Source organism: Alicyclobacillus macrosporangiidus CPP55 (assembly GCF_000702485.1).
GTDB classification, from domain to species: Bacteria; Bacillota; Bacilli; order Alicyclobacillales; family Alicyclobacillaceae; genus Alicyclobacillus_H; species Alicyclobacillus_H macrosporangiidus_B.
On the sequence record NZ_JNIL01000001.1, the window covers coordinates 3218453 to 3239413 of the forward strand.

Genomic DNA, 20961 nt, shown 5'->3' on the forward strand with positions numbered 1-20961 from the left:
GCTACGGGCGCCTACGCCCAGAGTACGGCGGCCCCTGCCTCTGTACGGAGGCAGGGGCCGCAGCGCGGGGTCCGCTTCAGCCCGCGGACCCGGCGGGACCGGCGAGATCGACCAGGAACGTCTTGATCTCGTACGGCCTGAGGGTGAACGTCAGCTCACCGCCGGTCTGCCGTTCGCCGACAGGTTCCTCCATCAGGTTGCACTCTTGCCAGGAGCGCACGGTGAGGTCGCTGCGAATGGAAACGGTCGTCCGGGCACCGGCGAATTCGTGCACGCGCAGCACCACCAGGTCGCCGTCCTCCGCCTTTTTCACGGCGTCGATCATCACGTTCGCGGCAGACACGCTGAAGAGCGAGAAGCGGTCGACCACGGGCCGGCCTTTGACGTGCGTGAGCGGGTTGTTGAGGTACCAGGCTTCGGGCACGGTGCCGCCTTCGCACCAGTCGCCCGCGTGCGGGAGCAGCGCGTAGGTGAACTCGTGCCGCCCCTGGTCCGCCTCCGGATCCGGATGGATGGCCGACTTGATGAGGGACAGGCGGATGGTGTGGTCCTTCACGTCGTGCCCGTACTTGCAGTCGTTGAGCAGGCTCACGCCATACCCGCGCTCCGACAAGTCCACCCACTGATGCCCGACTGACTCGAAGCGTGCCAGGTCCCAGCTGGTGTTCCAATGGGTGGGGCGCTTCACGTTTCCAAACTGGATGTCGTACGTGGCCTCGGTCGCTCGCACGTCGACCGGGAACGCCACCTTGAGCAGCTGTTGCCGCTCGTGCCAGTCGACCTCCGTCTGAAAGTCGATCCGCCGGCTGTGCGCGTACACGACCATGTCTTGCCGGATGCGCGAGTTCATGTACTGCCACTCGAACCGCACCACTGCCCGCAGCGGCCCGACTTCCATCACCTCGACTGCCGTCAGGTCTTCCACCTCGCGCATCTTCTCCTGGTAAAACACTTCGATGTTCCAGGCGTCGTATTCTATCGGTTTGTCCTCGAACACCTGCAGCACATTTCCGCGCTCGCCCGGGGCAAGCACCTCGCGACCGGCGGTGCGGTCGAACAGACGGGTCAACTGGCCGCGTTCATTCCACTCGATCTCGTAGTGCGGCGTGCGGATCCCGCTCTCCGTCGGCTCGAACTGGGCGGGCGCGGGAGACGCTGCGGCTCCGGCGTGGAAACGGACGACAGCGAATCCGGCCGGCGGCAGCTCCGGCACCTTGACCCACCACATGCCTCCGCTTCGCTGGCTCGTCAGCTCCCGGCCGGCATGGTCGACCCAGCGGCCTTCCTCCGTCTCAGGCTGAACCGGGATGGCCACCAGATCGGTTCGCACCCATGGACTGCTGTTGAACACGGTGTAGGCGGCTGCGGCGGGATCATCGTTCAAAAGCGTGCCGGCAGCCTCCCGCCAGGCCCTGCTGGCCAACTCCTGGGCCTGTTGGTACTCCGCCCGGCTGTCTTCGTACACCTCGCGAATGGAGGAACCGGGGATGATGTCGTGGAACTGGTTGCGAAGCAAGATGGTCCACGCTTCCGCCAGTGCCTGCTGGGGGTACGCCGCCCAGTCGCCGCCAAGGAGACTCTGCACCGCGGCCATCCATTCCGTCTCCCGGTACAACAGTTCCAACTTGCGGTTCATGCGCTTGTTGTACGCCTGGCTGGTGTACGTTCCGCGGTGGTACTCCAGGTACAGCTCCCCGTCCCAGGTGTGCACGTACTGGTCGGTGTCCGCCACGCGCTGGTGCAGGCCGGCGAAAAACTCGTCCGCGCGTCCCACGCGCACCCGCGGCAGGCCAGGCATCAGGTCGAGGCGCCGGCGCATCTCCAGCATCTCACGGTTGACACCGCCGCCGCCGTCCCCGTATCCGAACGCGAACAGCAGCTCCTGGTTCAAGGCTTTGTCTTTGTAGTTGTCCCACGCCCCTTGCACGCTTTGCGCGTCCATCAGGCCGTTGTACGTGTAGTACGGCTCCGGGCAGGGGGTGGTGATGAAGTGCGTCAGCACCTCGGTGCCGTCCAAACCGCGCCAGCGGAACGTGTCGTGCGGCAGCTGGTTGTACTGGTTCCAGCTGATTTTCGTCGTGACAAAGGTGTGAATGCCAGACTTGGCCAGAATCTGCGGCAGCGCCCAGCTGTAGCCGAACACGTCCGGCAGCCACAGATATCTGCAGGTCACTCCGAACTCCCGTTTCAAAAACCGGGTGCCGTGGAGAATCTGACGCACCAACGATTCCCCTGAAGGCAGGTTACAGTCGGCCTCCAGCCACATCGCCCCGTCGGCCTCCCAGCGCCCCTCGCGCACCCGGGCTCGGATCTGCTGGTACAGTTCCGGGTAGTCGGTGCGCAAAAACTCGTACAACTGCGGCTGCGTCTGCAGGAACACGAACTCCGGAAACCGCTCCATCAGGCGCAACACGGTGGAGAAGGAGCGCGCCGCCTTTTCGCGCGTGTGCTTCGTCCGCCACAGCCAGGCTACGTCGATGTGCGTGTGGCCGAGGGCGCGCACCGCCACGCCGCTGTCCTTGCGGATGGACGCCAACTGCTCGTGCAGCGTTTGCCTGGCCGCCCGCACAGAGTCGTAAAACGCGGGCGATCCCGGATACGACCAGTCCACCTCGCGGAACGCCCTGTCGAGCGCCGTCACGAGCGCAATCCGCTCCGTACGGTTGTGGGCGAGCACGCCGATGGTCTGTAGCGCGGCGCGCGCGGTCCAGTACAGGTCGTCCGTGTCCTCATCCAGCCACGCCACGCCCGCGTGGCGGATCTTGTGCTCCTGCGGTGCCGGCGGGCCGCCCCCCTCAAGGCCGGACCACAACCGGAAGCACAACGAGACCGTGCGCCCGGCAGACGACGGATCGAACAGCACTTCGGTGTGATTCTGGTCGACGCCCTGAAACGGCTGGCCGTCGACGTACAGCAGGGACTCGAAGCCGGAGTTGTTGCCGCCGCCGGTGACGCCGAAGTCGAACAGGCCCACGACCTGTTTCCCGGCCCATTCCGCCGGCAGAGCCACGTCGGCGGCCAGCCAAAGGTACAGGTCCCGGCCGGCCCAGTGATCGCCTGTGCGGATGACGCCCCACTCGCCGCCGCTCGGCGGCCGGGCGCCCGGATGGCCGTGCGGGTCCACCTGGCACCGGAACTCGGGGATGGGCCGAAAGTCCCGGTAGCGGTATCGCGCCAACTCGTTGATGCGGGCGGTCAGTTTCTCTTCTGTCAAAAACATGGTGTGCCTCCTTACTGCGCGACCAGGTTGTGTCTGCCGCGGGTTGCCGACAAGGATTCATGGTGTCCACCAGGCTAACCCCGAGCTGGCCGAGGGTGCCACTGGTCGGAGTCGACGTTGTATGGAAAGGATGCTTCCTGCGGCGCGGGCCGCTTACCCGAGATAGATAGGATTGGTGATCAGCGCCGGCAGGCGTTGGCCGACGGCGTCGAAGTGCCGCCACACCTCCACTCGGTAGAAGCGCCGGCCGGCCGCTGGCCACGTCAGGCTGAAGTCCGTGGCGCCAGCTTCTATGACGCGCGTGATCTCGTTCCCCTGGTCGGAGATCACGCAGACGGTGTCTCCTTCCTGCACGCCTTGCAGCGTCAGCTCGAAGGGTGCGCGCTGGTCGTGGGGGACCACGTCGCCCATCATGAAGTCGCCGCAGGAGAGTTCCGCAGCGGGTCCGTCGGGGGCGTAGCTGATGAACGCGTGGCCGGCCTTCAGTGCCTGCAGAATTCCAACGATGCTCCGGGATTCCGCCTTCACCCACGTGGTCGGCCAACCGTGGCGCACGAGCGGGTGCGGCCGGTGTACGTCGCTGCCGCCCACCGCCACCACGCGCGCTCCGGACGCCAGCTGACGCTGCCACCAAGCCAATGCCTGCTGGTTGCATTCGCGCCACGGGCCGTTCCAGATCTCCACCCAATCGTACGGGAACTGCCAGTCCCACTGCCAAGAGCAGCTGGGGCAGGAGGTGTCGCACGGGTGGTTGAGGGACACGTAGGCCCCGCGGCTGCGTGCCTCAGCAATCCGCTCGTTCAACATCGCCTGGTCCACGACCCGGAAGTCGTCCACTGGGTCCGGAACCCCGAGCAGGTTGCAGTGGCCGCGATACGTCGTCAGCTCCATGCCAGGGATGAAGACCACCGACGTATCCCTGGGGTAGGTGCGGTTTTGGCTGCAGGTGTTGTGGTCCATCAGGCCCATGAAGTCGAGGCCGAGCGACTCGACGATCTCCACCACCTGGGCCAACGTGTACTGGCCGTCACTGTGCACGGTGTGTCCGTGCAGGTCTCCTTTCAGCCATCGGGGTGAACGCAGTGCGCAGCGGATGGACAGGGTGACGTCGCATCCCTCGTCCGGCACCTGGTAGGCACCGAGCAAAACCGCCCACTCGCCAGGGGCGATGGGGCCCGGCAGGTAACCCGGCGTGGCCTGGTCCAAGCCGATGGTGAAATGTCTTCTGGCGCCGCCGCTCCAGCCGCGCACGCGGTGGCTGTCGCGCACGCCAAGGTCGATCACGGCAGACGCGCCCGGCGTCGCGGCCACCTCGATGCGAACGGTCAGGTCGTCGGCGCCCTCGGGCATCTGAAACGGAACCTCGAGGAACAATCCCTGTTCCGACGGTTCGATGTGACGTTTCAGGGTCAGTGTGTGGTACAACGGTTCGGTCTCCACGGGCGCATCATCCTTTCCGTTCAGCCAGCGGGCCCACTCTTCGGTTGGCGATCACTCTTTGGTGGATCCCATCATGATGCCCTTCACGAAGTACTTCTGGACGTACGGGTAGATCAGGACCAGCGGAATCAGGCCGATGATGATGCCGGCCATGCGCACGTTTTCCGTGATCACGTAGTTGCTGGACGCGACCTCCGACTGGTTGATGATGGTGTTCAAGGCAATCTGCAGCGTGTATTTGTTCGGATCGTTGATGAATAACAGGGCAGATGTAAAATCGTTCCATCGGGCGACGAACTCGAACAGCGTGACCGTCGCCAGACCCGCCTTTGCCAGCGGCAAGTATATGCGAAAGAAGATGCGCAGGTGGCCCGCCCCGTCGAGCATGGCAGACTCGGCGAGATCGTACGGGATGGACTGAAAGAAGTTGCGCATCACGACAATGCTGAAACCGGACACCAGGCCCGACATGATCAACGCGGTGAGCGTGTTCAACAGTCCCAACTGGTGATTGACGACGTACAGCGGGATCATGATGGCCTGCCAGGGGACCATCATCGTCAGGAGGATCACCGTGGTCAGGGTCCGCCTCCCCGGCAGGTCCCGCTGGATCAGGACATACCCGGCCATCGCCGAGAGGATGACGTGAACCACGGTGCCGACGACCGTGACGATCACGCTGTTCAAAAATGGCAGCCACAGCTGCAGGCGGCCCCATACGGTCTGGTACCCTTCGGTGCTGAACGGATGCGGCCACAGCTTGATCCCCGGCTGCATCGACGCCAGGCTGCTCGAGAACGAAACGGCGAGCGTGTTCAGAAGCGGCAGGATCATCGTCGCGACCATCACCAGCAGGAACAACCCGTTCAAGGTGAGAAACACGCGCCGCCCCGGCGTGATCCGCTCGTGCATTCCGCATCCCTCCTCAGTCTTCGTCGTAGCGGATGACCTTGCGTACGACCATGGTCAGCGCCAGCGTCATGATCAACACCAGAATGGAGGCCGCCGAGGCGACGCCCATCTGAAATTCGGTGATGCCCTTGTCGAACACGTACGTCATGAGGACGTCCACCTTCGGTTCAATAGCCGCGTTGCGCATGATGTAAATCTGGTCAAACGTCCTCAGGACCCCCATAACCATCAGCATCAGCACGACTTTCATGGTCGGTACCAGCTGCGGCAGCGTCACGTAGCGCACCTGATGCCAACGGTTTGCCCCGTCGATGCGCGCAGCCTCGTACAGGGACGGGCTGATGCCCACGATAGCGGCGAGGTAAAGGATGCAGTTGAAACCCACGTCCTTCCACACCGCCGTGAGGATCATCACCAGACGCGCCCACGTCCCATCGGCGAGAAAGTTGATGGGGTGTGCGCCCAAGGCCTGAAGCGCGATGTTGACCAATCCGTCGTCCGGAGACAGGAGGTAAATCCAGATGCCACCCACGACCACCCAGGAAAACAGGTGGGGGATGTAGATCACCATCTGCGCGGTCTTTTTCGCCACGGTGTGGATGACCTCGTTGAGAGACAGCGCCACCACGATGGGCGCGATAAAGCCGAGCACGAGAATGCCCGCCCCGAGGATCACCGTGTTTTGCAACACCGCCCAGAACGTGGGATCCGTCAAAACCGTGACGTAGTTCTGAAGTCCGACGAACGCGCGCGTACCGATGATGTGGAAATCCTGCAGGCTGATGTCGACGCCGAGCACCAGCGGGTAGTACGTGAACACGACGAAGAAAAGGAGGGCCGGCAGGATCATCAGATACAGCGACGCGTGCTTGCGCAACGATCTCACGGTTGTCGCACCCCCTTTCGCCCCCAGTTCCACCCTGCCGGAGAGGGAGGGGGACACCCTCCCTCCGCCTCTAGTCAGTCGATCACATGCTTCGCCTGCAGTTCGTCGTGCATTTTGTGAACCGCGTCCTGCGCCGACATGTGGCCCGTGATGGCTTCATCGATGTAGTGCCAGACGATGCTCTTCTCGACCTCCGTCCAGTTGGTGGAGTACTTCGGTACGGTGCCGTACTGAAGGATGATGGACTTGGCGTTGTCGTAACCGGGCAGCGAGCCGAACGGATTCTTCCACGTCGTGTCGGTCGGGTTGGGATCGCCGTGGTCCATGTTGTGCTGTTTGCCGGTGTCGGTAAGCGTGTAGGTGCCGTCCTTCACGGTGTAGTCGTACCCCTCGATGCCGAGCGATCCCAGGATCTCACCGGGCTTGGTGTTCCACCATTCGAGAAATTGGAAGGCCACGTCCGGATGCGGCGCGTTCTTGGGGATGGCCCACAGGCTGGGATCCCCGCGGCGAAGCATGATCTTGCCGTCCGGGCCGACCGCGCCCGGGATGCCCTCGGCGTCAAACGTGCTGTTTGGGTTGTTCTGCTTCTGGAGGTTGTTGAGCATGCCCACCCAGGCGTCCCAGTACACAAACATTCCGACGCGGCCTGACAAAAACTCGTTCCGTTCATCTGCGGTGCTATTGGTCACGAATTTGGGGTCCAGGATTCCTTCCTGGTACAGCTTGTGCAGCCATTCGTAGACGGGCACCGCGGCGTCGGTCGCGTAGGGGACGACCTTCTTGCCGTTCACTTCCTGCACACCGTACTGTAGGCCGACCGCGCTCATGAAGGGCTGGATATCGTACGCTGAACTCAGGGTGAGGCCGTACGTGTCCGCCTTGCCGTCCCCGTCCGGATCGTCGTCCTTAAACGCCTTCAGGACCTTGTAAAAGTCGTCGAGGGTCTTGGGCTGGCTGAGGTGCAGCTTCTGCATCCAGTCCTGGCGGACGATGGGCAGCAGCCCGCCCTCGTACTTGACGGGAACTCCGTAGATCTGCCCGTCCGCACTGCGGATCTCGTCCCACTCGTCCTGGGGCACCACTTTTGTATCGGACAGGACCTTGGAGTTCTTGATCTGGTTTGTCAACGGTGTCAACACGCCTTGCGAGACCAACAGATCGAGCGTCGGCTTGGTGCAGTAGATGACGTCGAACTTCTCGCCCGACGACATCGCGGCGAGCAGCTTCTGGTCGTAGTCGGTGGGCGGGTGCACCAGTTCTACCTGAATCCCGGTCAGACGCTGGATCTCCTTGGCGAACAACGCGTCTTCTTGCGGCGTCTTGCCGCCCACCACGTTGGTCAAGATGCGCAGGGTCTTCTGCTGAGCGGCCGGCGCAGACCCGTTGTTGTTGCCTGCGGGCTGGCCGTTCCCGCAACCGCTCAGGGAAAGGGCGCTCACCAATGCCGTCAACGCTGCGAATGCAACCGTTTTCTTCAATCCTCACACCTCCAGCATGCTGTACCTAACCTTCCGTGTGTGTCTTTCGACGGTTTCACCGATCGTCGTCGACGCCCGCTACCACCACCTTTCCAGTAGAGGGATGGGTCAGGTCACTCGGCGGAAACGGGCGCGCAGGAGTCCCGAACGACCAGTTCGAAGGGCACCAAAACCCGTTTAATGACCGAGGTGTCTGACGATAATTGCTCGATCAGCATGCGCGCTGCCTCTGCCCCCAGCACCTCCGCATTGAGGCGGACGCCGCTGAGGGGAGGCGAGAACTCGGGCGCAAAGACTGAGTCGTCGCTGAACGCGAACACCGACAGGTCCTGCGGGATGCGTACCCCAGCTTCGGCAGCCGCTCGATACACGCCCAGGGCCATCTTGTCGGTGTCGGTGATGACCGCCGTGATGTGCGGGTGGCGAGACAACATTTCCTTGAACTTGCGGTACCCGAATTCGATGGAGGTGGAGCCGGGTTCCTGGTGCAGCAGCAGCCGCGCATCCGCACGCAATCCGGCCTCTTCGAACGCCAATCGGTATCCCTTGGCACGGTCTTCCGCCACCGTGCGCGTCTCAATCGTGTTCAGAAACAGGATGTGGCGGTGATGGCACTGGATGAGGTACTCCGTGACACGGCGCGCCACCTCAACATTGTCGTTGTCGACGTAGGAGACACGGTTGATGAACGCGCCGGCCGGGCGCCCGATGACGACCACCGGGGTGTTTTCTTCTACGCGTTCCGCGATGCGCGGGTCGTTCACGCGCGGGTCAAGCAGGATCTCGCCGTCCGTCGGGCTCGACGCGACGTATTCAACCCGTTGTTGGAACTCGTCAGCCAGGGTATCGACGAGCAGTCGGTAGCCGCGTTCGAAACATTCCTGCAGCGCACCGTTGAGCAGGTTCAGATGAAAATGGCTGAATTTGGCTCGCTCGCCCGGCATGTTCAGACCGATGATGCGGGTCTGTTTGGTGGAGAGGGAGCGAGCCCAGTAGTTGGGCCGAAAGTTCAGCTGGCGCGCTGCCTCCAGCACGCGCCGGGACACCTCATCGCTCACGGGGCGCTTGCGGCTGAACACATTGGACACGGTACCTTTGGATACGCCTGCAGCCTTTGCCACGTCGTCGATGGTTGCCACCCGTTGGCCTCCTCGTATGGTTCAGTCGTCTTACTTGAATATTAAACCGGTTTATTAGAATTTGTATAGAGGACCGAAAAATTTCTCCGTGTTCTATGCCGATCATGTCCAACATGAGCCGTGGATTCAAGCAAGAATACGAAAACTTTCCGTTAAGAGATCGTAAACCGGTTTTGATAGGTTGCAGCGGTGTGTCGAAAATTCTTTCTGTTCTCCTTCTATGATCGTGGTATACTCGAGAGGGTTAAGCGCTTACCCTAACAGGAAGGGGTTGCTCAGGAGTGCCCGCAGACGTACGCTGTGCGGTCCTTGGATTGGGCCGGTTGGGTTACCGGCACGCCGTGAATCTGGCCACGAAGGTCAGAGGCGCCAAGGTGACGGCGGTGGCGGACGCGATTCCCGCAGTGGCGGAACGCGTCGCGCGCGAGTTGGACGTGGCGGTTTGGACGACGAATCCGGATGAGTTGATTGAGCGAGACGATGTCGATGCGGTGGTGGTCGTAACCCCTACCGACACGCACGCGGAGTACGCACAGCGGGTGGCGCGCGCCGGCAAGGCGCTGTTTCTGGAGAAGCCACTCACATTGGATGTGGACCAGGCACTTGAGACAGTGGCCGTGGTGCAGCGGAGTGGGATTCTCTGCCAGTTGGGGTTTATGCGCCGCTTTGACCCTGCCTACGCGCACGCGCGGGCCCGCATCGCCGCGGGGGACATCGGACGTCCGCTGTACTTCAAGGCGGTCAGCCGCGATCCGTCAGCCCCTCCGGAGGCGTACGTCGCAGTCAGCGGCGGTATCTACCTGGATCAGAGCATCCACGACTACGACATCGCCCGCTTTCTGATGGGGGACGAGATCACCGAGGTGACGGCGCTGGGTTCGGTGTTGTATTCGACCGAGGTGGCCAAGTACGGAGATGTGGATCAGGCGCTGACGTACGTGCGCTTCGCAGGCGGCGGGGCTGGCGACATCGAGGCGTACCGGAACGCGTTCTACGGCTACGACATCCGCGCCGAGGTGCTCGGCACGGAGGGCGCCATCGTGGTGTCGGGTCTGCAGCACCACCAGGTGAAACTGCTCGGGAAGTCCGGCGCGCACCACGACATCGTGCCGGGGTTTATTGAACGGTTTGAAACCGCATACGTGGCGGAGATGGAGCACTTCATCGACTGCGTGCGCAACAACGTTCGCCCGGGCGTCGGCGTGGAAGACGGGTATGCCGCCCTGGCGGTGGGCATCGCGGCGCGCGAATCGTACCGGGAAGGCGGCCGGGTGCAGGTGCAGCATCTGCCGGAGGCGCTTGCCGCGGCGGCGGGACGGGGGGAGACACGTGTATAACGTCCGCCTGGGCGTCTCCCCGATCAACTGGATCAACGACGACATGCCGGACCTAGGAGACGCATACGACGTGGAGACGGTGTGGGCCGACATGGCTTCGCTCGGGTTCGAAGGGACCGAGATGGGGCGCAAGTACCCGCGCGACCCAGAGCAGTTGAAGCCGCGGCTGGCGAAGCACGGTCTGGTCCTGACCGGGGCGTGGACGTCGGTGCGGTTCAGCACCGGGGTCGACGAAGAGCAGGCGTTCGCGGCGTTCCAGGTCCACGTCCAGTTCCTGCGGCGGATGGGCGCGCGCTACGCGGTGGTGTGCGACCAGGGCGGGGCGCGACTGGACGGGCCGGGCCCGCGCGGGGCGGCCCAGCGGTATGACGACGCCGCGTGGGCGCGGCTCGCCGCTGGATTGCACCGCGCGGCCACGTACGCTCGCCGCTTTGACGTGCAGGTGGTGTATCATCCGCACCTCGGCACGGCCGTCGAAACGCCGGACGAGATCGACCGTTTGATGGCCATGACCGACCCGGAGTTGGTCGGGCTCTTGGTGGACACCGGCCACATCCGGGCGGCAGGTGGCGAGCCGGAGCGCGTGATCCGCAAGCATGCCGAGCGCGTCCGCTACGTGCACCTGAAGGATGTCCGCCAGAAGGTGCTGGCGGAGGCGCAGGCCAGCGGTGCCTCCTTTCTGCAGGCGGTGCGTCAGGGTATGTTCACCACTCCGGGCGACGGGTGTGTCGATTTCGCGTCCGTGTTCGACGCGCTGCGCGGGATCGGCTATCAGGGTTGGATGATTGTGGAGGCCGAACAGGACCCGGCGTCGGCCGAACCGGTCTCGTACGCCCGGGCGGCCAAGGCGTACATCACGCAGTTGATGGCCGACTGACGCGAGGCACACCGTCCACCCGGACGGGACGGGATTTTCTGTCCGGCGCACCCGAGCGGAAGGGGGGGATGGATGGGGTGAAACCGACCATCTACGACATTGCGCGGCTGAGCCAGGTGTCCATCGCGACCGTGTCCAAAGTCCTGAACGGCACGGGGCGCATCAGCGAGGAGACGCGGCAGCGGGTCATGCAGGCGGTAGAGGCACTCGGGTACGAGCGCAGCACCATCGCCACCGCCTTGGCTGGCAAGAACACGTACACCATCGGGTTTCTCGTCCCAGATGTGAGCAACCCGTTTTTCTCAGAGATCCTGCGCGGTGCCGAGGACGCGGCGTTTGCCCGCGGTTACAGTGTGTTGGTCTGCAACACCGACCACGACCCCGAACGCGAGCGCGTCTACCTGCGCACCCTGCGGCAGAAGCAGATGGACGGCCTGGTGATTGCCACCGGGTCGACCGCAGCCGAGACCGTGGCCGAACTGGTGGCGGAAGGTGTGCGGGTGGTGCTGTTGTCGCGCGAGATCGAGGGCGTCAGCGTGGGCGCGGTGACCATCGACAACGTTTTGGGCGGAGAATTGGCGGCCAGGCACCTGGTGCAACTCGGGCACCGCCGCGTTGGCGTGATCCCGGAACCGCTCCATCTCGCTTCGAGCCGCGACCGGCTGCACGGATTCGAACGGGCGCTGCGGGCGGCAGGGGCGGAGTGTTCGGTGGCCCCAGCAGGGGGATTCGGGATCTCGGCCGGCGCGCGCATGGCCAAACAGGTGCTCGCCGACCCGTCCATCACGGCGGTCTTCGCGCTCAACGACCAGCTCGCCGTGGGCGCCCTCGAGGCGTTGCGCGAACTGGGCAAACACGTGCCCGGCGACGTCTCGGTGATTGGGTTCGACGACACCATCTTGGCGAGGATCGTGTATCCGTCGCTGACTACGGTCGCACAGCCGATGCAGACACTCGGCCAGCGCACGCTCGAACTGTTGATTGATGCCATCGAGTCGGGCGACCAGCCGACAGAACGGGTGGTCATTCCCCCCACCCTGGTGGTGCGGGCGTCCACCGCACCGCCCGCTGGACGCGTGTGAAAGGCTCGAACAGGGAAAGGAGGCGGACTGGAGATGGGACCGGAGCGGTGGATGCACACCTGGCGGGTGATTCGCTCGGTGATCCTGGAACAGCGCCTGGAGGCGCCGGGGCGCGTGGCGGAGCTCGCCCGCAAGCGGCCTCGGCGGCAAGGGTGGTCGCGTGACCGTCTTGTGATGGTGGCCATGGACCACCCCGGCCGGCGAGTCTTGGCGGCGGGCGGCGATCCGTGGGCGATGGCGAACCGGGCGGAACTGCTTCGGCGCACCGCGCACGTGCTGATGCAGCCCGGGGTGGATGGGCTTTTGGCGACCCCGGACATCATGGAGGAACTGCTCATTTTGAACGATTGGATGGTGGCGCGGGGAGGACCGGACTTTTTGGCTGGCAAGGTGTTGGTCGGCTCCATGAACCGCGCCGGACTGGCGGAGACCGTGTTCGAGCTGGACGACTTCGTCACCGCGTACACGGCGGAGGCGATTGCTGACAGCGGCCTCGACGCCGGCAAACTGTTGCTGCGGCTCGATCCGAATGCACCAGAGTCCGCGCGCACCCTGGGCTACTGCGCCGAGGCCATCAACGACCTGGCGCGACGGGGGCTGCCGGTCTTCCTGGAACCTCTGTCGATCCCCCAGGACACCGATGGCCTGGTGCGCCTGGTGGGCGTGGCGACGGCCATCGGCCACACGTCCGCGGGCAGATGGCTGAAACTTCCGATGGCCGAGAACTTTGCGCGCGTGGCGGAGGCCACCACGTGCCCGATTCTGCTGCTCGGCGGTGGCCGGCCGGGCAGCCCGGAGGCGTTGCTGCGCCGCGTCGAGGCCTGTTTGCGTACAGGGGACAACGTGCGCGGTGTGATGATCGGGCGCGGTGTGCTGTACCCGGAGGACGGGTCCGATCCGGTGGATACCGCACTGGCCCTCGCGGCGTGTGTACACGGAACCGCAATGCAGGAGGGGATTCCATGGCCGGACCAACTGTTTACACGCTCGGCCGGTTGATTGTGGACCTGTACGCCAATCAGATCGGCGTGCCGCTCTCACAGGTGTCATCGTTCAACAAATACCTCGGTGGATCGGCCGCCAACACCGCGGTCGGTCTGGCACGGCTGGGGGCTTCCGTAGGGCTCATCAGCCGCGTGGGGCCGGACGAATTCGGCAAGTTCCTGCGCGATCGGCTGCAGCAGGAAGGGGTGGACACGGGGATGCTCGCGACGGACCCGGTGTATCCGACTGGACTGGCGTTCGCGGCCCTGTTTCCGCCCAACGATTCGCAGGTGCTGTTCTACCGCAAGCCGTGTGCGGACGCGAACCTGTCGCTTGTGGACATTGACTTCGAGCGGCTGCGGGAGGCGCGCATGCTGGTGGTGGCGTGCACGGCGCTGGCGGTGTCCCCGGGGCGCGAGGCCGCGCTCGCAGCGTTGGAGGCCAACCGCAACAGCGGTGGCGTGAACGTGCTGGACCTCGACTGGCGGCCGATGTTCTGGGCGAGCCCGGAGGAGGCGCACCTGTACTACCGGACGGCGATGCGTTTGGCGGACGTGGTGCTCGCCAACGAGCCGGAGCTGGAATTCGCGGGCGGCAGCTCGGACCCGGACGAGGCGGCCCAGTCGATTTTGAAATTGGGTGTCCGTGAGGTGGTCGCCAAACGCGGCGGAGCGGGTGTGCGCTACTACGGGCCGGAGGGTTTCTTCCAAGTACCGGCGGTGCGTGTCGAAGTGATGAACACACTTGGAGCGGGCGACGGCTTCGGCGCGGCGTACACATACGGGTTGCTCGAGGGGTGGCCGGTGGAGCGGCGGCTGCAGTTCGCAGCCGCGGCGGGCGCGATTGTGGTCAGCCGCCACTCCTGCTCGGAAGCGATGCCGACCCGGGCTGAGGTGGAATCCCTGCTGGCGGCACAACGCCGCTGACCGTGAACCAGAGGAGGTGGGATGGACATGGAGACCGTACGCCTGACGACGGCGCAGGCTTTGATTCGCTTTCTGGACCAACAGTACGTGCGCTTCGACGGCCAGGAACACAAATTTGTGCGCGGCGTGATGGGCATCTTTGGCCACGGCAACGTGACCGGCATCGGCCAGGCGCTCGAGGACGAGGATAGCCAGCTGGTGTACATCCAAGGCCACAACGAACAGGGCATGGTGCACGCGGCCACCGCGTACGCCAAGCACAAAAACCGGTTGCAGATTTTCGCGTGCACCTCGTCCATCGGGCCGGGCGCCTTGAACATGGTGACAGCGGCCGCGACCGCCACTGTCAACCGCATCCCCGTGCTGCTTTTACCGGGGGACATCTTCGCCTGCCGGCAGCCAGACCCGGTGCTGCAGCAGATCGAGGATCCGAGCGACTACACGGTATCGGCCAACGACGCGTTCAGGCCGGTGAGCCGCTACTGGGACCGGATCGTGCGGCCCGAGCAATTGATGACCGCGGCGCTGAACGCGATGCGCGTCCTGACCGATCCTGCCGAGACGGGAGCGGTCACGCTGTGCCTGCCGCAGGACGTGCAGACGGAGGCGTACGACTACCCGGTGTCGTTTTTCCACAAGCGGGTATGGGAGATCGAACGCAGGCCGCCTGCCCGAAGTGCGCTGGAGCGGGCGGCCGAATGGGTGATGGCCAAGCGGCGGCCGCTGTTGATCGTCGGCGGTGGGGTGCACTACAGTCAGGCCACCGAGGAGGTGCGGCGGTTCGCGGAGGCGTTCGCGATCCCGGTCGCCGAAACGCAGGCCGGCAAGAGCGCCCTGCCATGGGATCATCCGCTGAACGTCGGGGCCATCGGGGTCACCGGCTCGCGGGCTGCCAATCTGCTGGCCAAGGAGGCCGACTTGGTGATCGCGGTCGGCACGCGGCTGAGCGACTTCACGACCTCGTCCAAGACCGCGTTCGCCAACCCGGATGTGAGCCTGCTCGCCATCAACGTGGCTCGCTTCGACGCGGTGAAGATGGACGCCGTGCCCCTGGTGGCGGACGCCCGCGAGGCGCTGGCTGCTCTCCGCGAGGCGTTGGCCGCCCGCGGTTACACGTCCGGATACAGCCAGGCGGAGATTTCCCGCCTGAAGGCGGAGTGGGACGCCGAGGTCGACCGCTTGTACGCCGCCGAGCGGGCAGACGGGTTGGCGCAGACGCGGGTCATTGGCGAGGTCAACCGGGCCATTGGCGACGATGCGGTCATCGTCGCGGCGGCCGGTGGTCTCCCAGGTGATCTGCATCGTCTGTGGCGCAGCCGCCGGCCGAAGACCTATCACATGGAGTATGGGTTCTCCTGCATGGGCTACGAGGTGGCGGGAGCGTTCGGTGTGAAGCTGGCGGATCCCGAACGAGAGGTGTACGCCCTGGTCGGGGACGGCAGTTATCTCATGCTCCATTCCGAGCTGGTGACCAGCCTGCAGGAGGGTCGCAAGATCAACATTGTGTTGTTCGACAATGCCGGCTATCAATGCATCCATCATTTACAGCGCGGGCACGGGTCGCGCGGCTTTGGCAACGAGTTTCGCTACCGGTCGCCGGAGACTGGACGCCTCACGGGGGACTACTTGCCGGTGGACTTCGCCGGTATGGCGGAGGCCGTCGGGGCGAAGGCGTACCGGGTGCGGACGATCGAGGAATTGCGTGAGGCCTTGGCGTCGGCGAAGAAGGAACCGAGATCGACGCTCATTGATGTGAAGGTCTTACCTGGGACGGGTACGGCGGAGTACGAGTCGTGGTGGCGCGTCGGGGTCGCGGAAGTGTCCACCCGGCCGGAGGTCCAACAGGCGTACGAAGCGATGCGCAGGCGCGTGCAGACCGCACGCCCGTACTAGGCGGGCGGTGGGCGCACAGGCGAAGGAGGGATTGTGATGTTGTTGGTGCGCGCGAATCCCCAGGCGGCGGGGTTGGAGCCGGTGGTCCAGGTCACACCTGAGCAGGCGGGTTGGACGTATATCGGATTTGAAGTCTATCGGCTGCGGCCAGGAGACACGCTGGACGTGGACGGCTCGGGCCGTGAGGTGTGCGCCATCGTCCTCGAGGGCGTGTGCGACGTGCGGGCCGGAGACGAGCGGTTCACGGAGATCGGCGGCCGGGACTCGGTATTCGATCCGGTGCCGCCCGAGGCGGTGTACTGCCCGCCGGGGCACAGCCTGCGCGTCGAAGCACGGACCCGGGCGGAGGTGGCGGTGGCGTCGGCGCCGGCGGATCGCGGCGCCAGTGGGCCGCGCTGCATCCGGCGCGCGGACATCCCGTATGAACACCGGGGGGCCGGGCAGACGGAGCGGTTCATCCACCACATCCTGGATGAGCACCACCCGGCGGAAAAGCTGCTGCTGGTGGAGGTGGTGACGCCGGCGGGCAACTGGTCGAGCTTTCCGCCGCACAAGCACGACGAGGACGTGCCCGGGCGGGAGACGTACCTGGAGGAGACGTACTACTACCGCTTCGATCCGCCGCACGGGCAGGCCCTTCAACGGGTGTACGACAAACAGGGGCTGGACGAGGTGCTGGCGCCGGGCGACCGAGACTTGGTGCTGGTGCCGCGGGGGTACCATCCGGTCGCGGCCATCCCAGGGTTTCGGGCGTACTACCTGAACGTGATGGCTGGCCACCAACGGGCGTGGAAGTACCAGCTGGACCCGGATTACGCGCACGTGGCGCCGAAGGACGGGAACATCATGGGGCGCGTCGAGAGAGCGCCGGACCGCGCATAAACGGGAAAGAGGAATCGGGCGGCACAGCGCGAATGTTCAAACGGGAGGGATGGCCACGATGAGCAACACCACGGGTGTGCACACGTTGAAAAACTACATTGGCGGGCGTTGGGTGGCGGCCGAGACGGACCGGTTCGAGATGGTGCCGAACCCGGCGACCGGCGAGACCTTGGCGCAGGTGCCGCTTTCGACGCGTGCGGATCTGGACCGCGCAGTGGCGGCGGCCAAGGAGGCGTTCAAGACCTGGAGCAAGACCCCGGTGCCCAAGCGGGCGCGCATCCTGTTTCGCTACCAGCAGTTGTTGGTGGAGCACTGGGATGAGCTCGCTCGTTTGATCACCCTGGAGAACGGCAAGAGCTTTGAGGAAGCGTACGGCGAGGTGCAGCGCGGGATCGAATGCGTGGAATTCGCAGCCGGAGCGCCGACCCTGCTGATGGGCACGCAGCTGCCGGACATCGCGACGAACATGGAATCCGGGATGTGGCGGTATCCGGTGGGCATCGTCGGGGGCATCACGCCGTTCAACTTCCCAATGATGGTGCCCTGCTGGATGTTCCCGCTGGCCATCGTCTGTGGCAACACGTTCGTGCTCAAACCGTCGGAGCGGACGCCGCTGTCGGCCAACCGGCTGGCGGAGCTGTTCACGGAGGCGGGGCTGCCGGAAGGCGTGCTCAACATCGTTCACGGGGCACACGACGCGGTCAACGGGATCCTGGAGCACCCTGACATCCGGGCGGTGTCGTTCGTGGGGTCGCAGCCGGTGGCGGAGTATGTGTACAAGACGGCGGCGGCCAACGGCAAGCGTGTGCAGGCATTGGCAGGAGCGAAGAACCACACCATCGTCATGCCGGATGCCGACCTCGACGAGGCCGTCAAGGGGATCATCGGGGCGGCGTTCGGATCGGCGGGCGAGCGCTGCATGGCCTGCTCTGTCGTGGTCGCCGTCGGGGACATCGCCGACGAGTTGGTGCAGCGGCTGGTGAAGGCGGCCGGTGAGATCAAGATCGGCAATGGCCTGGAAGAAGGCGTTTTCCTGGGGCCGGTCATCCGGGCCGCGCACAAGGAGCGGACGGTGCAGTACATCGAGACGGGCATCAACGAGGGGGCCATCCTGGTCCGCGACGGGCGCAAGGACGTCGAGGGCATGCGGGAAGGCTACTTCCTCGGTCCGACCATCTTCGATCACGTTCGGCCGGGCATGAAGATCTGGAAGGACGAGATCTTCGCGCCGGTGCTGTCCATTGTCCGGGTGAAGACCTTGGACGAGGCGATCGCGGTGGCGAACCAGTCGGAATTCGCCAACGGCGCCTGTATCTACACCGACAGCGCCAAGGCCATCCGCCAGTTCCGCGAGGAGATCGACGCCGGCATGCTTGGCATCAACGTCGGCGTCCCCGCGCCGATGGCGTTCTTCCCCTTCTCCGGGTGGAAGAAGTCGTTCTACGGCGACCTGCACGCCAACGGGCGCGACGGCGTGGAATTCTACACCCGGCGCAAGATGGTGACGGCGCGGTATTCGTGAGCAGGCGCGGGGCCCCGGACAGGCGGGCTGGTGCGAAGGACCATAGGGCCGTGTTGGGTGCTTCGGGTACTGGATCGTGCCACTTTGTGCTATAATGAGCATAGGAATGTAAAGCGGAAGAGGGCATCACCCTCTTCCGCGCCGGTGTTGAGATGGACCCCGATTTGGTTGGCGACCGCCGGGGTCCTTTCTCATGGCCCACACCAGGGCAGCGACAGCACGAATGAGCGCTGCCAGCCCCAGCATGGCGAGAAAGACACTCAACCCGTTCACCCCCTTTCCAAAGGGAGTGACGCGGAGAAGGTTTCCCCTCTCCCACTTGTCATTTTATCACCTGAACATTCTGAGAGGAAGAATTCGTCTCGATTCAGTTACGTTCGCTGATTGTAAACTTTCCAGCGCCGGGTGCTCGCTTCCGTGTTATACTTATGGCTTATAAAAGCACAGCACAGGGGAGCGGAGCGGAGTGCGGACAGAGACACAACAGCAGGAGTGGACGGAGTTGGAGCAACAACACCCGCAGGATGACGAGGTGCAGCGCGATCGAGCGTGCGCCGCGAGTGTGCCGCTTCGGGGCACGATGCGGATCGGGCCCGAGGGACACCTGTGGATCGGCGGGTGCGACACGGTGGAATTGGTGCGGCGATTCGGGACGCCGCTGTTTGTGTATGACGAGGCCTTGATGCGGCAGCGCATCCGCGAGTTTCACGCGGCGTTCCGGGAGACCGGTGTGACCTACGAGATCGCCTACGCCGCGAAGGCGTTCTGCACGCTGGCGATGTGCGAACTGGCGGCGGAGGAAGGACTGGCGGTGGATGCAGTCTCTGGCGGGGAACTGTTGACGGCGCTGCGCGCGGGCGTGGAGCGGCAGCGGATCCACCTGCACGGCAACAACAAGACGCAGGCGGAGTTGGAGCTGGCGGTGCGCAGCGGGATCGGATACATCATCGTAGACAACTTTGTCGAGTTGGAGATGCTGGACGCGGTGGCTGCGGCGGCCGATGCGACGGTGGATGTGCTGCTGCGCGTGGCCCCGGGGGTCGAGGCGCACACGCACGAGTACATCTCGACCGGCCAGCAGGACAGCAAGTTCGGATTCGACTGGGAGAACGGACAGGCAAGGGAGGCCGTGCGGCGGGTGGCGGCCTGCCGGCATCTGCGTTGTATCGGGTTGCATTCGCACATCGGATCGCAGATCTTTGACGCCGGCGGATTCATCAAGGCGATCGAACGGGTCGCAGAACTGTACGCCGAAGGGGTGGCGCTGGGTCTGCCGCTGCGCGTGCTGAACGTAGGCGGCGGGTTTGGCATCCGCTACACGGCCGAGGACGATCCGGAGCCCATTCGTCGGCAGATCCACACCATCGTGGACGCGGTGAGATCGGCGTTCGCGGTGCACGGTCTGCCGTTGCCGGAGGTGGCGGTGGAGCCGGGCCGCAGCATCGTCGGCGAGGCGGGGACAACGCTGTACACGGTCGGGACACACAAGCTGATCCCGGGGGTGCGCAACTATGTCTCCGTCGACGGAGGGATGACGGACAACCCGCGGCTCGCATTGTACGGGGCCAAGTACGAGGCGCTGCTGGCCAACCGGGCGGGGGAGGCGCCGACCGGGGTCTGGGCGGTCGCCGGCAAGTGCTGCGAGAGCGGGGACATGTTGATCTGGGAGGCGCCGCTGCCGGATCCGCGCCCGGGGGACATCCTCGCGGTGTTCTGCACGGGGGCGTACAACTACTCCATGGCCAGCCACTACAACCGCAACCCGGTCCCGGCGGTGGTGTTCGTCCGGGATGGGGAGGCGATCGTCGTGGTCGAGCGCGAGACGTGGGAGGACCTGCTGCGCCAGGATCGGCCGCTGCGCCGGGGCTGACGGGGCAGCAGCCAGACAGACGAAGGCACCCGCTTCCTCCGCCACAAGCCGAGGCGGGGCAGGAGCCAAACGCCCGCAGGCATCCGGCCCCACCCTTGCCGATGCGGGCGGGTGCCCGCGGGATCGACCACACCTCACGACGGCGACTTCGTTCGGGCGCCGTCTAGCAAAATCCTCCGCGCAGCGACCGGAACACCAGTTCCGGACCCTCCCACGATTCCTCGCAGTCCAGCACGAGGTCTTCCATTAAATATGCGACATTCGACTGGTACACGAACGGGATGCCTTCCACGTCGATCCGCGTGTCGTGCGCTGAAGCGGACTCATCCAGAGCCGCGAAATACCGGGGTCCGCCTCACCCAGGAGCGATGTGGATGCGGATCAGCGATCCCGGTTCCTGCGACAGCACGGATTGCAGAAACCGCTTGGCCGCCGCGGTCACTTGCAGCATGGCCGGTCCTCCTCTCCGAGGAGCAAATGTACCCCTGCCCGCATTGTACGCCAATTGCG

General features: G+C 64.7%; 15 protein-coding genes. 9 read left to right on the forward strand and 6 right to left on the reverse strand.

Translation table 11 applies throughout. The features are described from left to right. Window positions 1–76 precede the first annotated feature (76 nt). The 6 genes from N687_RS0115945 to N687_RS0115970 all read right to left on the reverse strand — a co-directional run bounded on the left by N687_RS0115945 (window position 77) and on the right by N687_RS0115970 (window position 9078). Entirely contained in the window at window positions 77–3220 is a 3144-nt protein-coding gene (locus N687_RS0115945; RefSeq protein ID WP_029422807.1) for an alpha-mannosidase, read from the reverse strand. 153 nt (window positions 3221–3373) lie between these two features. Continuing rightward, window positions 3374–4660: a CehA/McbA family metallohydrolase gene (locus N687_RS0115950; RefSeq protein ID WP_051663343.1), complete on the reverse strand. Its 1287-nt coding sequence runs from the start codon at window positions 4658–4660 to the stop codon at window positions 3374–3376. A gap of 51 nt (window positions 4661–4711) precedes the next feature. Continuing rightward, a complete protein-coding gene (locus tag N687_RS0115955; RefSeq protein ID WP_029422809.1) occupies window positions 4712–5572 on the reverse strand; it encodes a carbohydrate ABC transporter permease in 861 nt (286 codons plus the stop codon). A 13-nt stretch (window positions 5573–5585) separates the two neighbouring features. Next, on the reverse strand, window positions 5586–6458 hold the full coding sequence (locus tag N687_RS0115960) for an ABC transporter permease subunit (RefSeq protein ID WP_029422810.1): 873 nt from the start codon (window positions 6456–6458) through the stop codon (window positions 5586–5588). A 74-nt stretch (window positions 6459–6532) separates the two neighbouring features. Beyond that, complete coding sequence (locus N687_RS0115965; RefSeq protein WP_051663344.1) at window positions 6533–7939, reverse strand: extracellular solute-binding protein; 1407 nt, start codon at window positions 7937–7939, stop codon at window positions 6533–6535. Window positions 7940–8052: 113 nt separating this feature from the next. Next, window positions 8053–9078, reverse strand: a complete 1026-nt coding sequence (locus N687_RS0115970) for a LacI family DNA-binding transcriptional regulator (RefSeq protein ID WP_029422812.1) — start codon at window positions 9076–9078, stop codon at window positions 8053–8055. 281 nt (window positions 9079–9359) lie between these two features. Here N687_RS0115970 and iolG point away from each other — a divergent pair, with 281 nt between their 5' ends. From iolG to lysA, 9 genes are all read left to right on the forward strand, one after another. Further along, window positions 9360–10415 carry an inositol 2-dehydrogenase gene (gene iolG, locus N687_RS0115975; RefSeq protein WP_051663345.1) on the forward strand — a complete coding sequence of 352 codons (1056 nt, stop codon included), beginning with the start codon at window positions 9360–9362 and terminating at the stop codon, window positions 10413–10415. After that, window positions 10408–11292, forward strand: coding sequence for a myo-inosose-2 dehydratase (iolE, locus tag N687_RS0115980; protein WP_029422814.1), 885 nt, complete (start codon window positions 10408–10410; stop codon window positions 11290–11292). Before iolG ends, iolE begins: the two co-directional genes overlap by 8 nt. Before the next feature lie 77 nt (window positions 11293–11369). Next, window positions 11370–12374: a LacI family DNA-binding transcriptional regulator gene (locus tag N687_RS0115985; RefSeq protein ID WP_029422815.1), complete on the forward strand. Its 1005-nt coding sequence runs from the start codon at window positions 11370–11372 to the stop codon at window positions 12372–12374. A gap of 33 nt (window positions 12375–12407) precedes the next feature. Then, window positions 12408–13373: a Cgl0159 family (beta/alpha)8-fold protein gene (locus tag N687_RS24505; protein ID WP_051663346.1), complete on the forward strand. Its 966-nt coding sequence runs from the start codon at window positions 12408–12410 to the stop codon at window positions 13371–13373. Next, window positions 13337–14284 carry a 5-dehydro-2-deoxygluconokinase gene (iolC, locus tag N687_RS0115995; RefSeq protein WP_029422817.1) on the forward strand — a complete coding sequence of 316 codons (948 nt, stop codon included), beginning with the start codon at window positions 13337–13339 and terminating at the stop codon, window positions 14282–14284. The genes N687_RS24505 and iolC overlap by 37 nt, the downstream gene beginning before the upstream one ends. A gap of 27 nt (window positions 14285–14311) precedes the next feature. Further along, entirely contained in the window at window positions 14312–16177 is a 1866-nt protein-coding gene (gene iolD / locus N687_RS0116000; protein WP_029422818.1) for a 3D-(3,5/4)-trihydroxycyclohexane-1,2-dione acylhydrolase (decyclizing), read from the forward strand. 36 nt (window positions 16178–16213) lie between these two features. After that, entirely contained in the window at window positions 16214–17059 is an 846-nt protein-coding gene (iolB, locus tag N687_RS0116005) for a 5-deoxy-glucuronate isomerase (RefSeq protein ID WP_051663347.1), read from the forward strand. Window positions 17060–17117: 58 nt separating this feature from the next. Beyond that, entirely contained in the window at window positions 17118–18581 is a 1464-nt protein-coding gene (locus N687_RS0116010) for a CoA-acylating methylmalonate-semialdehyde dehydrogenase (protein WP_029422820.1), read from the forward strand. Window positions 18582–19143: 562 nt separating this feature from the next. Beyond that, on the forward strand, window positions 19144–20451 hold the full coding sequence (gene lysA / locus N687_RS0116015) for a diaminopimelate decarboxylase (RefSeq protein ID WP_029422821.1): 1308 nt from the start codon (window positions 19144–19146) through the stop codon (window positions 20449–20451). Window positions 20452–20961 lie beyond the last annotated feature (510 nt).